This window comes from Acidimicrobiales bacterium, assembly GCA_035316325.1.
Classification (GTDB): Bacteria; Actinomycetota; Acidimicrobiia; order Acidimicrobiales; family VFJN01; genus DASXTK01.
The window spans coordinates 1-17,610 of record DATHJB010000220.1; the positions used below are offsets into that span (position 1 = coordinate 1).

At 72.6% G+C, this 17,610-nt stretch carries 17 protein-coding genes and 1 tRNA gene; 9 read left to right on the forward strand and 9 right to left on the reverse strand.

Annotated features, from left to right (window positions below):
• Positions 1–118: 118 nt before the first annotated feature.
• Positions 119–526 (reverse strand): VOC family protein, encoded by a 408-nt coding sequence (locus VK611_28960; GenBank protein HMG45399.1) that lies wholly within the window; start codon positions 524–526, stop codon positions 119–121.
• Positions 527–638: 112 nt separating this feature from the next.
• Here VK611_28960 and VK611_28965 point away from each other — a divergent pair, with 112 nt between their 5' ends.
• The gene (locus VK611_28965) at positions 639–1,190 is read left to right on the forward strand and encodes a hypothetical protein (GenBank protein ID HMG45400.1); all 552 of its coding nucleotides are present in this window, start codon (positions 639–641) and stop codon (positions 1,188–1,190) included.
• A gap of 75 nt (positions 1,191–1,265) precedes the next feature.
• On the opposite strand, the gene VK611_28970 is transcribed toward VK611_28965, so the two are convergent.
• Genes VK611_28970 through VK611_28990 form a run of 5 tightly spaced genes read right to left on the reverse strand, consistent with a single transcriptional unit; the run spans position 1,266 to position 7,803 of the window.
• Positions 1,266–1,589, reverse strand: a complete 324-nt coding sequence (locus tag VK611_28970) for a zf-TFIIB domain-containing protein (protein HMG45401.1) — start codon at positions 1,587–1,589, stop codon at positions 1,266–1,268.
• Between the two features lie 27 nt (positions 1,590–1,616).
• A complete protein-coding gene (locus tag VK611_28975; GenBank protein HMG45402.1) occupies positions 1,617–2,621 on the reverse strand; it encodes a hypothetical protein in 1,005 nt (334 codons plus the stop codon).
• Between the two features lie 41 nt (positions 2,622–2,662).
• Positions 2,663–3,844 carry an ABC transporter permease gene (locus VK611_28980; protein ID HMG45403.1) on the reverse strand — a complete coding sequence of 394 codons (1,182 nt, stop codon included), beginning with the start codon at positions 3,842–3,844 and terminating at the stop codon, positions 2,663–2,665.
• Between the two features lie 54 nt (positions 3,845–3,898).
• Positions 3,899–6,064 (reverse strand): ABC transporter ATP-binding protein, encoded by a 2,166-nt coding sequence (locus tag VK611_28985; protein HMG45404.1) that lies wholly within the window; start codon positions 6,062–6,064, stop codon positions 3,899–3,901.
• Positions 6,061–7,803 carry an ABC transporter ATP-binding protein gene (locus tag VK611_28990; protein HMG45405.1) on the reverse strand — a complete coding sequence of 581 codons (1,743 nt, stop codon included), beginning with the start codon at positions 7,801–7,803 and terminating at the stop codon, positions 6,061–6,063. Before VK611_28990 ends, VK611_28985 begins: the two co-directional genes overlap by 4 nt.
• Before the next feature lie 120 nt (positions 7,804–7,923).
• Between VK611_28990 and VK611_28995 the strand changes: the two genes are divergently transcribed.
• Positions 7,924–8,652 (forward strand): TetR/AcrR family transcriptional regulator, encoded by a 729-nt coding sequence (locus VK611_28995; protein ID HMG45406.1) that lies wholly within the window; start codon positions 7,924–7,926, stop codon positions 8,650–8,652.
• Between the two features lie 59 nt (positions 8,653–8,711).
• Positions 8,712–10,898 (forward strand): MDR family MFS transporter, encoded by a 2,187-nt coding sequence (locus tag VK611_29000; GenBank protein HMG45407.1) that lies wholly within the window; start codon positions 8,712–8,714, stop codon positions 10,896–10,898.
• A 34-nt stretch (positions 10,899–10,932) separates the two neighbouring features.
• Here the strand turns inward: VK611_29000 and VK611_29005 are convergent, their stop codons facing one another.
• On the reverse strand, positions 10,933–11,610 hold the full coding sequence (locus VK611_29005) for a GAP family protein (protein HMG45408.1): 678 nt from the start codon (positions 11,608–11,610) through the stop codon (positions 10,933–10,935).
• A gap of 105 nt (positions 11,611–11,715) precedes the next feature.
• Between VK611_29005 and VK611_29010 the strand changes: the two genes are divergently transcribed.
• The 4 genes from VK611_29010 to VK611_29025 all read left to right on the forward strand — a co-directional run bounded on the left by VK611_29010 (position 11,716) and on the right by VK611_29025 (position 15,754).
• Complete coding sequence (locus VK611_29010) at positions 11,716–12,156, forward strand: DUF6325 family protein (GenBank protein HMG45409.1); 441 nt, start codon at positions 11,716–11,718, stop codon at positions 12,154–12,156.
• Positions 12,157–12,168: 12 nt separating this feature from the next.
• The gene (locus VK611_29015) at positions 12,169–12,420 is read left to right on the forward strand and encodes an SHOCT domain-containing protein (protein HMG45410.1); all 252 of its coding nucleotides are present in this window, start codon (positions 12,169–12,171) and stop codon (positions 12,418–12,420) included.
• Between the two features lie 92 nt (positions 12,421–12,512).
• Entirely contained in the window at positions 12,513–12,998 is a 486-nt protein-coding gene (locus VK611_29020) for a DUF1269 domain-containing protein (GenBank protein ID HMG45411.1), read from the forward strand.
• A gap of 152 nt (positions 12,999–13,150) precedes the next feature.
• The gene (locus VK611_29025; GenBank protein HMG45412.1) at positions 13,151–15,754 is read left to right on the forward strand and encodes a LuxR C-terminal-related transcriptional regulator; all 2,604 of its coding nucleotides are present in this window, start codon (positions 13,151–13,153) and stop codon (positions 15,752–15,754) included.
• 65 nt (positions 15,755–15,819) lie between these two features.
• Here VK611_29025 and VK611_29030 read toward each other — a convergent pair whose 3' ends face one another.
• Positions 15,820–16,101, reverse strand: a complete 282-nt coding sequence (locus tag VK611_29030) for a hypothetical protein (protein HMG45413.1) — start codon at positions 16,099–16,101, stop codon at positions 15,820–15,822.
• Between the two features lie 90 nt (positions 16,102–16,191).
• Here VK611_29030 and VK611_29035 point away from each other — a divergent pair, with 90 nt between their 5' ends.
• Positions 16,192–16,362, forward strand: a complete 171-nt coding sequence (locus VK611_29035; GenBank protein HMG45414.1) for a hypothetical protein — start codon at positions 16,192–16,194, stop codon at positions 16,360–16,362.
• Here VK611_29035 and VK611_29040 read toward each other — a convergent pair.
• The gene (locus tag VK611_29040; protein HMG45415.1) at positions 16,354–17,475 is read right to left on the reverse strand and encodes a crosslink repair DNA glycosylase YcaQ family protein; all 1,122 of its coding nucleotides are present in this window, start codon (positions 17,473–17,475) and stop codon (positions 16,354–16,356) included. The genes VK611_29035 and VK611_29040 overlap by 9 nt on opposite strands.
• A 61-nt stretch (positions 17,476–17,536) precedes the next feature.
• On the opposite strand from VK611_29040, the gene VK611_29045 reads away from it, so the two are divergent.
• Positions 17,537–17,609: transfer RNA gene (locus VK611_29045), tRNA-Glu, on the forward strand.
• The last annotated feature ends 1 nt before the right edge of the window (position 17,610 follow it).

Below are 17,610 nucleotides of genomic sequence, written 5' to 3' on the forward strand. Positions count from 1 at the left end.
CGAGTCCTCCACGAGGTCGAACCCCAGCGTGCCCACGAAGAACTCGACCGCCGGGTCGTAGTCGTCGACCAGGAGCGAGATCAGACCGATCTGCACCCCGGCACACTACGAGCGGCCGCTACTGCGGGGCGCAGACCTCCAGCTCCATGCCGTCGGGGTCGCGGAAGAACAGCGACCAGATGTCGCCCAGCTTGTGGATCTCGCCGATGTCGGCCCCCAGCTGGAGCAGGCGGTCCTTCACCCGCTCGAGCGTCGCCAGGGTGTCGACGGCGACGGCGAAGTGGTCGATCGGGCCGCGGCCGCCCGGGCTCCGGCGGTCGCCCACGATCTCGTCCTCCGACGCCGCCTCGAACACGTTGAGGGCCGCGCCGCCGCCCAGGTCGAGGATGGCCATGCGGGGGTGGTCCGGCTCGGCCGCCATCTCGAAGGTCTTCACGGCGCCGAACGCCTGCTCGTAGAACGCCACGGTGCGGTCGAGGTGGGCGGTCACGGTGGCGATGTGGTTGAAGCCGGTCGTCACGGGCATGACGCCCTGTCTACCCGGGCCCGAGGTGCTGCGGAGGGCCTTTGCTCCCGCCGACCACACCGCTGCGGCCCCGAGCGGTCTCGGGCTTCGCCGAGGCCGTTACTCTCGACGAATGGCATTTCGGCGTCGATCCCAGGGCGAGCCCGACCCGCTGGCCCACGTCGACCCCGCTGCCGCGCCCCGCCGGCTGGCGGGCACGGTGAGCGAGGCGCTGGCCGCCCGGCGGCGGTTCAGCGAGCTGGTCGACGGCCTCCGCCCCGGTCCGGTGCGCGATCGGCTGACCGAGCTGGTCCCTCGGATCGATGCCGGCGTCGCCTCCGTGTGGGACGCCGCCATGCGGGTCGGTGAGTTGGAGCGTGTGCTCGCCACGCTCGACCCCGAGCGGGTGACCGACGAGTACAAGCGGGCCCGACGCTCGGGCGCCGACCCCTCGGTGATGGCCGCCCAGGAGGCCCGGTTCAACTCGGTGCAGCGCCTGCTCAACACCATCGAGGACATCGAGGAGCGCCTGCGCCTGCTCGACGTGCGGCTCGACGGCGCCGTCGCCCGGGCGGCCGAGGTCGCGCTGGCCGCCGGAGCCGGTGCCGACGAGCTCGACGCCGAGCTCACCACCGTGGTCGACGAGCTCGGCGCCCTCCGCACCGCCCTCGACGAGGTCGGCTAGGGGGTCATCCCACCCGAAACTTCGACGGAGGTGGCGCCATAGCGACGCGCGCTGTCGAGATCTCGGGGTGGCGGGTCAGCCGAAGTCGAAGAGGTCCTCGAGGAAGCCGCCGCGCTTCTTCCGCTTGCGGCCGTGGCCGTGGTCGTCGTCGTCGTAGCGACGATCCCGATCCCGATCGCGGTCGTCGGAGCGGTAGTCGTCCCGGGGCGCCCGCTCCCGCTCGCGCTCCCGTTCCATCGGGCGGCTCTCGGTCGGGGAGTACGACGTGGCGGCGCGCTCGATGATCTTGTCCAGCTCACCCCGGTCGAGCCACACGCCCCGACATTGGGGGCAGAAATCGATCTCGATGCCTTCCCGGGAGGAGATGGAGAGGTCGGTGTCATCGACGGGGCACTTCATGCCCCCGACCCTACAGACCCTCCCGGCTCAGTCGTAACCGGTGGATACACGGACCCACGAGCGGCCGTCGAGGGTCACGGCGTGGATGTCGTACGAATCGCCCCCGGCCTGGCTGCCGTACACCGAGCGCACCTCGTGGCCGTCGACCGTGCCCGACCTCCGTTGCGCCGGCCCCTCGACCCGGCGCTCGATCTGGGCGGCCAGGTCGTCGAGCACGGCGTCGAGGTCACCGTCCACGGCGAGCACGGCGTCGTAGTTGGTGCTGATGCCACCGGTCGGCCACGCCGACATCACCGCCCGCGCCCCGTCCGGCACCCGCAGCGACACCACCCCGCCGTCCGGTTCCACGATGCCATCGCCCAGCCCGTCACCCGGCCCCGGCGGCTCCGGCCAGCCATCCGGCAGCGGCTCCTCCGGCATCCCGAGGTCCTGCTCCTCGGGCACCCCGGCGTCGGGTCGACCGCGGCGCTCCGACGTCAGCCACAGCACCGACACGGGCCGACCCCCGTCCGTCGTGCCCCGCAGGACGTCGGCCCTCAGCAGCTGCGCCGGGCTCTCCCACGAGGCGGAGCACTCGACCGTCCCGGACAGCCACGGCTGTGGCGAGCACCCCGCCCGGCGGTCCTCGTCGACGGGTGTCCCGAGGCCCAGGTCCGCCGCCTGCCGCGCGATGTCGGCCACTACGCCGTCCAGATCGCCCACCACCAGGAACCCCGCCGTCCACCCCTCGATGGCCACGTTGTCGTAGAGGTACAGGGCGTCGTCGTAGAGGACGTCACCCAGCAGCACCGTCCCCCCGGGCACCTCCAACCCGTCGGCCAGCGGCCCCGACGCCCGGTAGGCGCCCGCCAGCAGCGGCACGCCGGCGAGCTCGACGATCCGGCCGCCACCGCCGTCGTCGATCCCGCCGCCGCCCGTCTCCGTGTCGTCGTCCGCCAGCAGCACCGCCCCGCCGACGCCGGCCGTGGCCAACAGCACGGCCACCAGGACGACGATGCCCACCACGCGCCGACCCGACAGCCGTCCTTCCATCGCCGCACCGTAGGTCGGCGGCCGCACCGCGGGTCCGCGGGTCAGTGGGCTACCCGGCGGTCGAGCAGCCAGGCGCAGCCGGCGCCCACCCCCACGGCGCCGACAAGCCACACCGCCACGACCACGGTGCCGCGCCCGAGGCCGGCGCCCGACGCGTCGAAGAAGGCGATGCTGCGCATCCCGTCGCTCAGGTAGCGCAGCGGGTGCCAGGCGGCGATGAAGCGGAACGCCCCGGGGATCGCCTGGTAGGGGTAGATGCCGAGCGCCGCCGGTACGCCGAAGATCGTGGTGAACAGCACGCCGAGCAGCTCGCCGGCGATGCCGAACAGCGTGAGGAACACCAGCGAGATCATCGCCACGGCCGCCGCCCCGAGGGCGCCCAGCGCGTAGGCCTTGCCCGCCGACGACACGTCCATCCCGAACACCACCAGCGCCGTCCCCACCGCCAGAAGCCCCGCCAGCACGGCGGCGACGAACGTCGGCACGGCCTTCGCCACCCACAGCCGCAGCGGCCGCACCTCGTGGTCGACGCCGCCGATGCGCAGGTCGACCACCCGGCCGAACAGCTCCAGCCGTGATCCGCCCCGCAGCAGGTCGATGCCGACGCCCACGATGCTGGCGGCCAGGAAGCCGCCCAACGTGAGCATCACCGACAGGTAGAAGGGTGCGATGCCCCGCCCGGCCTTGTCGGGCAGCGCCACCACGGCCTGCTCCTTCGCCACCACCGGCTGGCCGATCACCGGCACCGTGTCGGCTCCCAGCACGGCGACCAGCTGCTGCCGCACGGTCGACGACGTCTCGGTGGTCGCCGCGGTCGACACCTGGGTGAAGATCGCCGGCTGGAAGAGGCCGGCGCCCTCGTTGCCCAGGAGCAGCAGCTCGGCCGGCTGCGCCGTCATCGGTGACGCGCCGATGGCCGCGATCGACGCCGAGAAGCCCTCGGGCACGACGATGGCGCCCCACAGGTCGTCGTCGCGCAGCCGACGCTCGGCCTCGGCCTGGCTGTCGAGCACCTGCCAGTCGACCCGACCGTCGCCGCTGGCCGTGACCTGCTCCTGCAGCTGGGCGCCCGAGTCGCCGTCGTCGGCGTTCACGAACCCGATCGGGGCGTCCCGGAGGTGCCCGACCGGGTCGACCAGGCCGCCGATGTAGCTCGCCGTCATCACCACGCCCATCAGGGCGGCGCCGACGACGGCGATCCAGGTCAGCGGGTGGCGGAGCATCCCGGGAGTCTGTCGGCACGCCCACTCTCCGTGGTGGACCAGCCGCCGGGCGGGCTACACCGGAGCGGTCGCGGCCGCGAACTGCGCCGCGTACAGGCGGGCGTAGGCGCCCTCGGCCGCCAGCAGCTCCTCGTGGGTGCCCTGCTCCACCACCTGGCCGGCCTCCATCACCAGGATCAGGTCGGCGTCGCGGATGGTCGAGAGCCGGTGGGCGATCACGAAGCTGGTGCGACCCTGCCGCAGCGAGCCCATCGCCTGCTGGATCAGCAGCTCGGTGCGCGTGTCGACCGAGCTGGTGGCCTCGTCGAGGATCAGGATCGCCGGCTCGGCCAGGAACGCCCGGGCGATGGTGATCAGCTGCTTCTCGCCGGCGCTGACGTTGCCGCCCTCGTCGCCCAGCCGCGTCTCGTAGCCGTCGGGCAGCGTGCGCACGAAGTGGTCGACGTGCGTGGCCTCGGCGGCCGCGACGATCTGCTCCCGGGTCGCATCCGCGGCGCCGTAGGCGATGTTGTCGGCGATCGTGCCGTCGAACAGCCAGGCGTCCTGCAGCACCATGCCGGTCTTGGAGCGCAGCTCCTCACGGCTCACGGTGGCGATGTCGACCCCGTCGACGGTGATCCGTCCCGAGCTGACCTCGTAGAACCGCATCAGCAGGTTGACCAGCGTGGTCTTGCCGGCCCCGGTCGGCCCCACGATGGCCACGGTCTGGCCGGGCTCGACGCACAGCGACAGGTCGTCGATGAGCGGGATGTCGGGGGCGTAGCGGAACGACACGTCCTCGAACGCCACCCGGCCGCGCCCGCCCCCGTTGACGGCGAGCCGTGGCGGCCCCACCGGCTCCTCGCTCTGCTCCGGGGCATCGAGCAGGGCGAACACCCGCTCGGCCGAGGCGACGCCCGACTGCAGCAGGTTGGCCATGCTCGCCACCTGGGTCACCGGCTGCCCGAACTGCCGCGAGTACTGGATGAACGCCTGCACCGACCCGAGGCTCAGCGTCCCCGACGCCACCTGCAGGCCACCGACGACGGCGACCACCACGAAGTTCAGGTTGCTGATGAACAGCATCGCCGGCTGGATGAGGCTAGAGGTGAACTGGGCCTTGAAGCTCGACGTGTAGAGGGTCTCGTTCTGCTCGTCGAAGGCGGCTGCGGCCTCCGGCTGGCGTCCGAACACCTTGACCAGGGCGTGGCCGGTGTACATCTCCTCGATGTGGGCGTTGAGCTGCCCGGTCGTCGCCCACTGGCGGACGAACTGGGGCTTGGCCCGCTTGCCGATCTGCGCCGCCACCAACATCGACAGCGGGATCGTCACCAGGGCGACCACCGCCAGCAGTGGCGAGATGAAGAACATCATCGCCAGCACGCCCAGGATCGTGAGCAGCGACACGGTGAGCTGGCCGAGGGTCTGCTGCATGGTCTGCGACAGGTTGTCGATGTCGTTGGTGGCGCGGCTGAGCAGCTCGCCGCGGGGCTGGCGGTCGAAGTAGCTGAGCGGCAGGCGCGACAGCTTGTCCTCGGTCTGCTCCCGCAGGCGCCGCATGGCCCGCTGGACGACCAGGCCGGTCAGTCGGAACTGGAGGTAGCCGAGCAGCGCGGCCCCCAGGTACACGGCCAGGACCAGCAGCAGGATGGAGCCGACCCGGCCGAAGTCGATGCCGTGGCCGGGGGTGAGGTCGAGCGAGCTGAGCAGGTCGGCCTGCCGGTCCTCGCCCTGCTCGCGCAGGCGGGCGATCAGCTCGGCCTTGTCGGTGCCGGCCGGGATGTGCTCGCTGACGGACCCGGAGAAGATCACGTCGGTGGCCTTGCCGAGCAGGCGCGGCCCCGAGACCGACAGGGCGACGCTGCACGCGGTCAGCAGCAGGGCGGTCAGCATCAGCCGGCGTTGGGGCCGGAGCATCGACAGGAGGCGGCGACTGGAGCCCCGCAGGTCGAGCGCCTTCTCGGTGGGGATGCCGCCGACGAACGGCGGCCCGGCCCGGTGTCCTCCCGGCGGCCCGGGATGGCGCGCGGGCGTGGTCTCGTCCTCGACGGGCCCACCGTTGTCGCCGTCCCCGTTCTCGCCGTCCCCGTCGCCGTTCCCGGCGTCGGCGGTCGGCCTCCCGCCGTTGCCGTCGCGTCCGCGACCGCGGGCGCCTCGACGTCCGTTCCCGCCCGTGGCGCGGCCCGGCTCGTCACCCGGCTCGCCGTTGCCCGGCTGCTGCTCGTCGTCGTCGCCGCTCACGCCGCGGCCTCCTGCTCGGTGAGCTGGGAGAGCACGATCTCCCGGTACGTCTCGTTGTCGGACATGAGCTCGGCGTGGGTGCCCTGGCCGACGATGCGGCCCAGGTCGAGCACCACGATGCGGTCGGCCTGGCGGATGGTGCTCACCCGCTGGGCCACCACGACGACGGTGGCGTCGGCCGTCTCGCCCGCCAGCGCCGCCCGCAGCGCCGCGTCGGTGCTGTAGTCGAGCGCCGAGAACGAGTCGTCGAACAGGTAGATCCGGGGCCGGTGGACGATCGCCCGGGCGATGGCGAGCCGCTGCCGCTGCCCGCCCGACACGTTGGTGCCGCCCTGGGCGATGGGGGAGTCGAGGCGCTCGGGCATCTGCTCGACGAAGGAGCGGGCCTGGGCGATCTCGAGCGCCTGCCACAGCTCGTCGTCGGTGGCGTCGGGCCGTCCGTAGCGGAGGTTCGACGCCACGGTGCCGGAGAACAGGTAGGGCCGCTGCGGCACGAAGCCGACGGCGAGCGCCAGCCGCAACGGGTCGAGGTCGCGCACGTCGATGCCGTCGATCAGCACCCGGCCGCCGGTGGCGTCGAACAGCCGGGGCACCAGGTTGAGCAGGGTGGTCTTGCCGCTGCCGGTGCTGCCGATGATCGCCGTCGTCTCGCCGGGGCGGGCCACCAGGTCGATGCCGCACAGCACCGGCTCCTCGGCGCCGGGGTAGCGGAACTCGACGTCCTGCAGCTCCAGCAGGCCCCGCAGCTCGCCCTCGTCGGGCACGACCGGCGACGCCGGCGGCACGACCGAGCTCGCGGTCTCGAGCACCTCCTGGATGCGCTCGGCGCACACGTCGGCGCGGGGCAGCATCATCAGCATGAAGGTGGCCACCATCACCGACATCAGGTTCTGCATGAGGTAGCTCATGAAGGCGGTGAGCGCGCCGACCTCCATGGCCCCGCCGTCGATGCGGTGCCCGCCGAACCACACCACCGCCACGTAGGTGAGGTTGAAGAGCAGCATCACCGAGGGGAACAGCAGCGCGGTGTAGCGGTTGACGCCCAGTGACACGTCGTAGAGGCCGTTGTTGGCCCGGCCGAAGCGCTCGCGCTCGAAGTCGTCGCGGACGAAGGCCCGCACCACCCGGACGCCGGTGATCTGCTCGCGCAGCACCTGGTTGATGCCGTCGAGGCGCTCCTGCCAGGTGCGGAACAGCGGCCGCAGCCGGCTGACCATGAAGGCGACGAACACACCCAGGATCGGCGCGAGGAGCAGCAGGATCGACGACAGCGGCACGTCCTGCCGGGTGGCCATCACGATGCCGCCGACCGACATGATCGGCGCCGACACCGCCATCGTGAAGCCCATCACCACCAGCAGCTGGATCTGCTGCACGTCGTTGGTGGTGCGGGTGATCAGCGACGGCGTGCCGAACCGGCCCATCTCCTGGGCGGAGAACTGCTGGACCTTCTGGAAGATCGCGCCGCGGATGTCGCGCCCGAGCGCCATGGCCGTGCGGGCGCCGAAGAAGACCGCCACCATCGAGGCGACGACCTGCACCAGCGTCACCGCCAGCATGATCCCGCCCTTGCTGACGATCACGCTGGTGTCGGCCTGCGCCACGCCCTCGTCGATGAGGTCGCCGTTGACGGTGGGCAGGTAGAGCATGGCCAGCGACTGCAGGAACTGCAGCGCCACGATCCACGCGAGGTCCCTGCGGTAGGGCCGCAGGTGGGCCCGCACGAGTCGCACTAGCACGTCGTCGTCCGTCCTTCTCCTCAGCTCGCGTCGGGCCGGGAGGACGGCCCCGTCGTAGTGTCCGGGCCACCGTACACGTCGTGCGTACGGTGTACACACCTCGGCTAGGGTGAGGCGGCGATGAGCGCCGCCGACGACGTCGAGGTCTCCATCTGGGAGCGGATCGCCCGGCCGGCGCGGTCGCTCACCACGCTGGATCACGAGCGGATCGCGGCCGCCGCCATCGACATCGCCGACGCCGACGGCCTCGACGCCGTGTCGATGCGGCGCCTCGCCGGCCAGCTCGGGGTGGCGACGATGGCCCTCTACCGCTACGTGTCCGGCAAGGAGGACATCTTCTGGCTGATGGTCGACGCCGCGTTCGACGACGTCGACCTCGACCCCGACGGCGCTCCCGGCGACTGGCAGGTGGTCCTGCGCGACCACGCCCGCCGGGTGCGGGCCGGCATCCTGCGCCACCCGTGGGTCGGGGAGGCCGGGGCCCGGGTGCTGATCGGCCTCACGCCCCGCCGGATGGCCGGCGCCGAGCGGGTGCTGGTGTCGATCGGCCACCTCGACCTCGACGCCGACACCGGCCTGGCGGTGTTCCAGACGGTGAACGCCTACGTGTGGGGGGCGACCGGCGGTGAGGTGACCCAGCTGCGCCTCATGCGGCGGCAGGGCTTCCGCAGCGGCGACGACCTCCGCACCGCCTACAGCCGCCACATGCGCTGGCTCATGGACACCGGCCGCTACCCGACCTACCAGCGCTCCATCCGCGCGGCGAAGCGCAAGGACGACCACGACTGGCGCTTCGAGTTCGGCCTCGACTGCGTCATCGAGGGGATCGGCAAGCGCCTGTCGATCTGACTTCGGTCCTTGACCCTCACCCTTAACTGTCAGAGGGGGTCGGTAGCGTCAGGATCACCATGAGTGAAGTCGTGACCGCGGAACCGAGTGAGGCCGTCGAGCCCGAGACCGGCGCGCGATTGGGTGTCGTGATCGGGTCGCTGATGCTGTCGCTGCTGCTGGCGGCGCTCGACTCCACCATCGTCGCCACGGCGCTGCCCACCATCGTCGGCGAGCTGGGCGGGCTCGACCAGTACGCCTGGGTGGTCACGGCGTACCTGCTCACGTTCACGGTGTCGACGCCGCTGTACGGCAAGCTCGGCGACCTCTACGGCCGGAAGCGCCTGTTCCAGGCGGCGATCGTGATCTTCCTCGTGGGCTCGGCGCTCAGCGGGCTCAGCCAGAACATGGGCCAGCTCATCGCCTTCCGGGGCCTGCAGGGCCTGGGCGGCGGCGGGCTGATGGTGGGCTCGCAGGCGATCATCGGCGACATCGTCTCGCCGCGGGAGCGCGGCCGCTACCAGGGCTACTTCGGGGCCGTGTTCGGCTTCGCCAGCGTCGCCGGGCCGCTCGTCGGCGGCTTCCTCACCGACAAGGTCGACTGGCGCTGGGTCTTCTACGTGAACCTGCCCATCGGCCTGGTGGCGCTCGTGGCGGTGGCGGGGGCGCTGCACACGCCGGTCGAGCGGGTGAGCCACGTGGTCGACTACCTGGGCACGGTGCTGATGGCGGGTGGGGTGACCTGCCTGATCCTGATCACCACCTGGGGTGGCAACGAGTACGAGTGGGGCTCGGCCACGATCGTCGGGCTGTCGCTGGCGGCGGTGGTGCTGCTGGGGTTGTTCGTGCTGGTCGAGTCGCGGGTGCGCGAGCCGCTGATACCACTGCGCCTGTTCCGCAACTCCGTGTTCTCGGTGGTGTGCGTGGTCGCACTCGCCGTGGGCGCGGCGCTGTTCGGCGCCACCACCTACCTGCCGCAGTACCAGCAGGTGGTGCGGGGCCAGTCGGCCACCAGCTCGGGGCTCCAGCTCATCCCGCTGATGGCGGGGGTGGTGGTGGCGTCGCTGCTGACGGGCCAGCTCATCAGCCGCACCGGCCGCTACAAGGTCTTCCCCCTGGCGGGCACGGCCACCATGGCGGTCGGCCTGTTCCTGCTGTCCGACCTGGGCGTCGACACGGGGACGGTGCGGCTCGGCGTCTACATGGCGGTGCTCGGCATCGGCATCGGCCTGGTGATGCAGATGCTGGTGCTGGTGGCCCAGAACTCCGTCCAGGTGCGCGACCTGGGCACGGCCACGTCCACGGCCTCGTTCGCCCGGTCGATCGGCGGTTCGTTCGGCGTGGCGCTGTTCGGCTCGATCTTCAACTCGACCTTCGCCGGCAACCAGGCCTCTGCGGGGCTGTCCGCCTTCACCGGCGACCCCACCCAGCTGTCGCAGCTGCCGGCCGCCACCCGGGGCCCCTACCTGACGGCCTACGCCGACGCGCTCGACACGGTGTTCCTGGCCGGGGTGCCCCTGGCCGTGGGGGCGTTCGTGGTCGCCCTGTTCCTGAAAGAGGTGCCGCTGCGGAGCGGCGCCGTGGCCGACGACCGCATCGCCGGCGCCAGCAACAGCTTCGGCCTGGCGCCGCTGGCCACGGCCGGGGTGATGGAGGAGATCACCGCCCGGGTGCGGGCGGCCCGCGCCGCGCTCTCCCGGGTCGACTCGCTGGACGCCGCCCAGGAGCTGTCGCCGGCCCAGCTGCAGGACCTGCGGGCGCTGTTCGAGGACCGCATCGCCTACCTCACCGAGGCCACCGGCCGGGTCCGGGGCCAGGCCGACGAGCTGCCGCCCGACCGCTGGAAGCTCCTGGTCGAACTGCTGTGCGTCGAACGCGAGACCCTCGCCGCGTCACCGGTCGCCGCGCTCGCGGCGGCCACCGGGGCCCGACGGGAGGCCGCGGTGCGGGTGGATGCCGCCGAGGCGGCGCTGCGGCGGCTCGACGAGGTGGCCGCCACGGGCGAGGTGTCCGACGACAGCGTCGCCGCCCTGCGCGACCTGTTCGAGGCCCGCGTCGCCCACGTCCGCCGGCGGGCCGAGTCCGGCCTCGCCGCGGCCACCGACCTGTCGCCCGCCGGCTGGTCCCTGGTCCTCGACGTCCTCGCCGAGGAGCGCCGCGAGCTGGCCGCCTACGAGTCCTCCGGCGAGTTCACCCCCACCACCTGCCGCCGCGCCGCCCACCACCTCACCACCGAGTCCGCCCTCGTCACCCCGACCACCGGATGACGAGGGCGTCGGCCCCTGCTCAGAAGTCGCCAGGTCAGTTGCTGAGGCCGGCGATGCCGGCGCCGACGAGCTTGGCCGCGAGGATCACGCACACGACGGTCATGATCGTGGCGTTGTTGTCGGCCATCCACTGGCGCAGGCTCACGAGCCCCGGCTCGACCCGCTTGCCCAGCAGCAGGTAGCTGAGAACCGGGCCGATGACCGTCATCGACGCCAACAGCACGAAGACGGCGATCGCCACCGCGTCGCCGCCCGCCGACAGCCCGCCCTGGGCGATCGCCGCCGCACCCGCGAGCGTCAACGCCAGGTTCTTGGGGTTGACCGCCGCCAGCGCGACGCCGACGGCCAGCGCCCGCGGCACGTCGAAGTCCTGCAGCGTGTCCATCCACTTGGGCAACACCGGCGCCTCGCCGGGGACGGGCCGCTTGTCCCACTGCTTCTTCGCGACCGCCAGCAGCCCGAGACCGAGCACGAGCTGGAGCACGTCGACCGCCGTGCTGGTGTCGCTGTCGGGATCGTCGGACCCGCCGGCCAGCCACAGCACCAGCAGGCAGAGCACCGTCAGCCCCACCACCCACCCGACGGCGAACGCCGGCCCGTTGGCCCGACCCCGCGGCGTCGTCAGCAACAGGATCACCGCCACGATCGGAAACGGGCTCAGGGCGACGCCGAGGGCGGAGGGCAGGAGATCCCCGATGACCGGTCCGAGCATGGCCGCAACGTACGGACGACCCTCGGTCCGATCGTCACCCAACTGGGGTGATACCACCCCGTGCGGGTGAAGACGCCTCCCCGGAGGGCGTCGAAGCTGGCGGCCATGCCAACCGCAGCCGACACACCCCTGGGCCCGGTCGAGATGATGCTCATCGGGTTCCCCGAGAACCGCTTCGACGGTTCGATCCTGCCGACGCTCGGCAACCTGGTCGACGCCGGCACCGTCCGGCTGATCGACCTGGTGATGGTCAGCAAGGACCTCGACGGGAACGTCACCGCCCTGGAGATCGACGGCCTCGACGACGTGTCCGGGGCGTTCGCCGAGCTCGACGGCGAGGTCGGCGAGCTGTTCAGCGAGGAGGACCTCGAGGTGGCGGGCGAGCAGCTGGCCCCCAACAGCTCGGCAGCTCTCGTCCTCTGGGAGAACAGCTGGGCGGCGAAGCTCAGCTCCGAGATCTTCGACGCCGGTGGAGCGGTCCTGCTCCACGACCGGGTCCCCGCCGAGGCCGTCGCCGCGGCGTTCCAGTCCCTGCCGGCCGGCTGAGAGGAGCCGACGATGCTCGCACGACGTGGGCTCGGCCGTGTCGGCCGCCCCGGGCTGCTGGGGACGATGGCCCGCACCGCGGTCGTCGCCGGCACCGCCACGGCGGTGGCCGGCGGCGTCCAACGCCACCAGCAGAGCCGCCAGGAGGACGCCCCGCAGGCCGACCAGACGGCGCAGCTCCAGCAGCTCGCCGAGATGCGGAGCCAGGGACTGCTGGACGAGGCCGAGTTCGCCGCGGCCAAGGCGAAGCTCCTCGGCCTCTGAACGACGGTTCTTCACCCAGCGGGGGTGACGCCGAATGCGACGGGGCGGCCGAGCCTCGTCGGGAGAACATCGATCGACCCCAGGAGAGCCCGATGAGCACCTTGACCGTGTGGAAGTTCGACGATCCCGAAGGCGCCAACAAGGCCGTCGACATGCTCGAGGATCTGCAGAGGCAAGCCGTCATCACCGTGCACGATGCGGCAACGGTGTCGTGGGAGCCGGGTACGAAGAAGCCGAAGACCCGACAGCTCGCCAGCCTCACCGGTGCCGGCGCAATGGGCGGTGCGTTCTGGGGCCTGTTGTTCGGTCTGATCTTCTTCGTGCCGTTGCTCGGCATGGCGGTCGGTGCCGCGGCGGGAGCATTGAGCGGGTCCCTGGCTGACGTGGGCATCGACGACGAGTTCATCGCCTCGATCCGGGCCAAGGTCCAGCCGGGCACGTCGGCGCTCTTCGCCATGACCAGCGACGCCGTTACCGACAAGGTCGCCGAGGCATTCGGCGATGTCGAGGCCGAGCTCATTTACACCAACCTCTCGGCCGACGAAGAGGCACGCCTGCGTGACGTTTTCGGCGATTGATGCAATAGGCGACGCCGTGCTGTAACCGAGGGGAGCCGCCGCCGGCTCCCCTCGACGCGTCGACCGATGCATCTTTCATGGGACTTCGGGGAATGGGGTGCGCGCTCCCCGATAGGAGCAAAGGGCTGGCTGGACTGGAGGTCCTCGTCGAGATGCGTCAGGGGCAGGTCCCTGTCGGCACCAAAGGATGTGTCCCGCGGCTCCCACCGCTGCACGTCCCGCGGCCGCGATTGGAGAGACGCCTGGCCGAGCCGGGCCGTGCTCCGGTGACCTTGGTGTGCGCACCCCCGGGTGCGGGCAAGTCGACGCTGCTGGCCAGCGCGTTGGCGCCCTCGACGGAGCAGGACACGGGGGGTCGGCCGGCCGCCTGGCTGTGCCTCGACGAGCGCGACAACGATGCCGGCCGCCTGGTCACACTGCTGCGGGCGGCGCTGTCCGCCCGGCTGGACCACCCGTCCCGGCGCCGCCCGTCGGTCCCGGTCCTCGACCAGCTCGACGAGCTGCTGGGGCGCCTCGCCGCCGGCGACGACCCGGCGCAGGTGCTGGTCCTCGACGACGTCCACGCCCTGCGCTCGGCTCCGGCGATCGAGCTCGTCGACCACCTGCTCCACAACGCTCCGCCCCAGCTCGAGATCGTGCTGGCGAGCCGGGCCGACCCGCCCGTCGGCCTCGACGACCTGCGGCTCGACGGGCGCCTCGCCGAGATCCGCAACGCCGACCTGGCGTTCGACGCCGCGGAGACCACCGAGCTGCTGGCCCGGCACGAGGTGACGCTCGGCGGCGACGAGGTCCAGGCGCTGTGGGCCCGGACCGAGGGATGGGCCGCCGGCCTACGCCTCGCCGCCTGCGCCCTGCAGACCGAGACCGACCCGGGGCGCTTCGTGCGCAGCGCCGCCCGCACGGCCGCGGTCGTGTCCGACTACCTGCTGCGGGAGCTGCTCGTCCGCAAGGACGACGCCGTCCAGTGGTTCCTGCTGCGCACCAGCGTCGCCGACCGCCTCACCCCGGAGCTGGCCCAGCTGCTCTCCGGGGACGACCGGGCCGCCGACCACCTGGTCGAGCTGGAGCGCAGCGGCATCCTGGTGCTCGACCACGCCGACGACCGCTGGTGCCGTTACCACGCCCTGTTCGGCGCCCTGCTGCGGGCCCGGCTCGACCGCCACGACGCCGACCTGGCCCGCGAGCTGCACGGGCAGGCCGCCCAGTGGTTCCTGGAGCAGGACATGCCGTCCGACGCCCAGTCGCACGCCCAGTCGGCCCGCGACTGGGACCTGCTGGGGCAGCTGCTGACCTGGCGCTGGATCGACGCGACTCTCGACGGCCTGCCCGTCGAGGGCGACCTGCTGCCCGAGGGCCTGGAGCCGGCCACGATCGCGGCGTCGCCCGGTCTGGCGCTCGTGGCGGCAGCCGACGCCTGCCGCCGCTCCAACCGCGACGAGGCCGTCCTGTACCGGGATGCGCTCGACGAGCTGGTCGCGTCGCCGTCGCATGCCCCTGCCGGCGAGCCGGAGCCCTTCGCCGTCGAGCGTCGGGTGCTCGACGTGGTGTTCGGGTGCGCCTTCGGGGGCGGTGGTGCCGGGGGCGGCGTCGGTGCTGGCGGCGAGCGGGCGCTGGCGGCGGCCGGTGCGCTGCGGTCGGCCGAGCTGAGCGACCCCGCCGCCGTCGACCTGCGCCGCTTCGCCTCGCTCCGGGGGGCCGAGCTGGCCATCGACGCCGGCGACATCGACGGGGCCCGTGAGCTGCTCGCCGACCTGGCTCAGCGGGCCGAGCGCTGCTGGGTGACGGCCGAGGCGTCGGGCCTCTTGGCGCTGCTCCACGCCGCCGGGGGGCGGCCGGCGCTGGTGGGGCCGCTGGTCGACAAGGTGCTCGACGGCGACTGCGGTGTGACCACCCCCCAGGCGGCGTGCGCGGCCCGGCTGGCGTCGGTGCTGATGCTGGCGCAGCGGGGCGAGCAGCGCAGCGCGGCCGACACCCTCGTCGGGACGCTGGCCGACGCGGCCGACGGCGGGGGACTGGCGTCCCGGACGCTGCGGACCGTCGCCCGGGTCGTGGGCATCGGCGTCAACGCCGTGCCGGGGCGGCCGGTGGCGCTCGACGCCGCCTCGGTGGGTCGCAGCGTGCTCGCCGAGCAGGCCCTGGTGGCGCTGGGGGTCGTGGAGGTCGTCACCCCCGACGGCCGGCCGCTGCTGCTGGGTGGGCCGGCCGAGCACGCCGTGCAGGAGGGCCGGCTCCGGCTGGCGGCCGGCGACGTCGACCAGGCCGACCACGGCATCGCCCTGTGGCTCGACGGCGGCGACCGGGTAGCCCACCCGCGCACGCTGGTCGAGGCCGTCGCGGTGGCCGCCATCGCCGCCGGCGCCCGCGACCAGCAGGACCTGGCCCGACGCTGGATGGCGGAGGCTCTCGACCTGGCGGAGGCCACCGCGGTGATGGCGCCGCTGCTGCTCCACGGCTCCCGGCTGGGGCCGCTGCTGCAGCGCAACCTGTCCGAGCTGGGCGAGCGGATGGGGGCGGCGCTGGAGCTGCTCGACCGCACCCGTCCGTCCGGGGCCGGTGAGCTGGTCGAACCGCTGACCGACCGGGAGATGGAGGTGCTGGTGCACCTGCCGACGCTGATGTCGAACGCCGAGATCGCCTCGGGCCTCTACCTGTCGGTGAACACGGTGAAGACCCACCTGAAGGCCGTCTACCGCAAGCTCGGCGTCGACGGTCGCCGCCAGGCGGTCGTCCGCGGCCGCGAGCTCGAGCTCATCTGACACCCGAACCCGAAATGTGCACCGGAACGCACGAAATCCGTGCGCCACAGTGCACAGTTCGCCCGTCACCTGACGGGAGTGGCCCGCCAGGGTGGGGCTTCGGCCGGCACGCGGGGCTGGGGGTGGCGGGGTTGCGTCGGGCCGGGGAGACGGCGCAGCTCGATGAGCTCCAGGCCCAGCGCCTCGATCCGGCGGAGCAGGCCGTGCAGCGCCGCCTGGTCCTCGACAGGGCCCTGGAGCAGGGTCTCCACCGGTTCGGAGCCGGGCACGAGCTCGAGCTGCTCGAACTGGTTGAGCAGCGCCGAGCTCAGCCGCCCCCGGAGCCGGATCTCGTAGATGAAGCTCATCGTGGTTTCGCAGTGTGGTCCGCCGTGGCGCCGGGGAGATCACCCGCATCGGGCGATGCTCATCGTCCCCGCGGCGGTGACACTGCCGGCATGCGCATCGGACGAATCGCCGCCATCGCCGCCGCGGGTGCCCTCGCCGTGGCTGTCACCCGCAAGCTCAGGTCCCGTTCGGACTCCGACTCCGAGGTGCCGCCGGTCGCCCCGAGATCTACCGACGGGGAGAACAAGACGACCCGAGACCCGATCTCCGACTCAGCCTGACTCCTCGTCGGGTGTGCGTCGGGCCAACTGGGCGACCCGCTCGACCTCGGCGGCCAGGGCCTTCGGCGCCGGTGGCGACTCGGCGTCGTCGAACAGCCGGACGTCGACGGCGTCGTCCTTGACCTCCCACACGCCGACGACCCTCCCTGCCGCCACCACGACCGGCGAGATCCAGCCGCCGGTGCGGCTGACGTCGCCCCGGTGCTGGGCCGGGACCACCTCGGCCGCGTTGGTGCCGGGACCGAGGACGTACTGGTCGAAGGCGGGGAGCAGCCGCACGGTGTCGGCGGTGGTGGGCTCGGTGGCGGCGAGGTCGTCGACGTCGTCGGCCCGCAGGTAGAGGCGCTGGTCGTCCACCTCGACGGTGGCCAGCTCGCCGCCGAGGTCGGTGAACCAGCTGCGGAGCCGGGCCTTCTTGCTGATGCCGCGGGTGACCCAGGCGTCGAAGGTCTCGGGGGAGGCGGGGCCGTAGGCGCGGAGGTAGGCGGGAACGGCGGTGCGGGCTGCCTCCTCGGGTGCGGGGACGCCGGCCCAGTCGGGCAGCCAGGTGGCCGGGTGGGTGAAGGTGACCCGGTTGCCCTGGCTGGGGCCGTGGCACAGCTGGCCCTGCCAGGCGATGGGCTTGAGGACCGCGCCCCAACCGGAGCGGAGCTCGGCCTCGAGGTCGGGGCGCCGGAGCCGCTGGCCGACCTCCTCGACGAGCTCGTCGCGGGTGAGGGTCCGGCCGTGGAGGATCTCCCCGACGGCGGCGGTGAGGTCCACCATCTCGTCGGGTTTCACGCCGAAGGTCTTCACCCAGGCGCCCTTCTCCCACTGCCTGGCGGCGCCGACGAGCGACAGGAACGCCCCGGCCTCGTCCGGCATGAGAGCGTGGAGGGTGCCCCGCATGGCCCAGGTCCGCACGAGCTTCCGGTCGCTGAGCGCCTCGTGCAGGCCGTTCGGGTCGGGCTTCCTCTGCCGCACGGCGACACCCAGGTTGGCCGCCGACGGCACCTGCGCCTGCAACCCACACAGCCGCCGCACGACGTCCACCGCCGTCACGTCCCCCAGCGGATCGACCCACTGCTGCCGCATCCGCCAGGCCACGACCTGCGCCCACGTCACACGCTCCATGGCCCTTGCTTACCCGCTTCGCGCCCACCCGCGGACGACGCTAAGCTTTGCCGCTGCTCTGGCCCCCATCGTCTAGTGGCCTAGGACACCACCCTCTCAAGGTGGCGACACGGGTTCGAATCCCGTTGGGGGTGC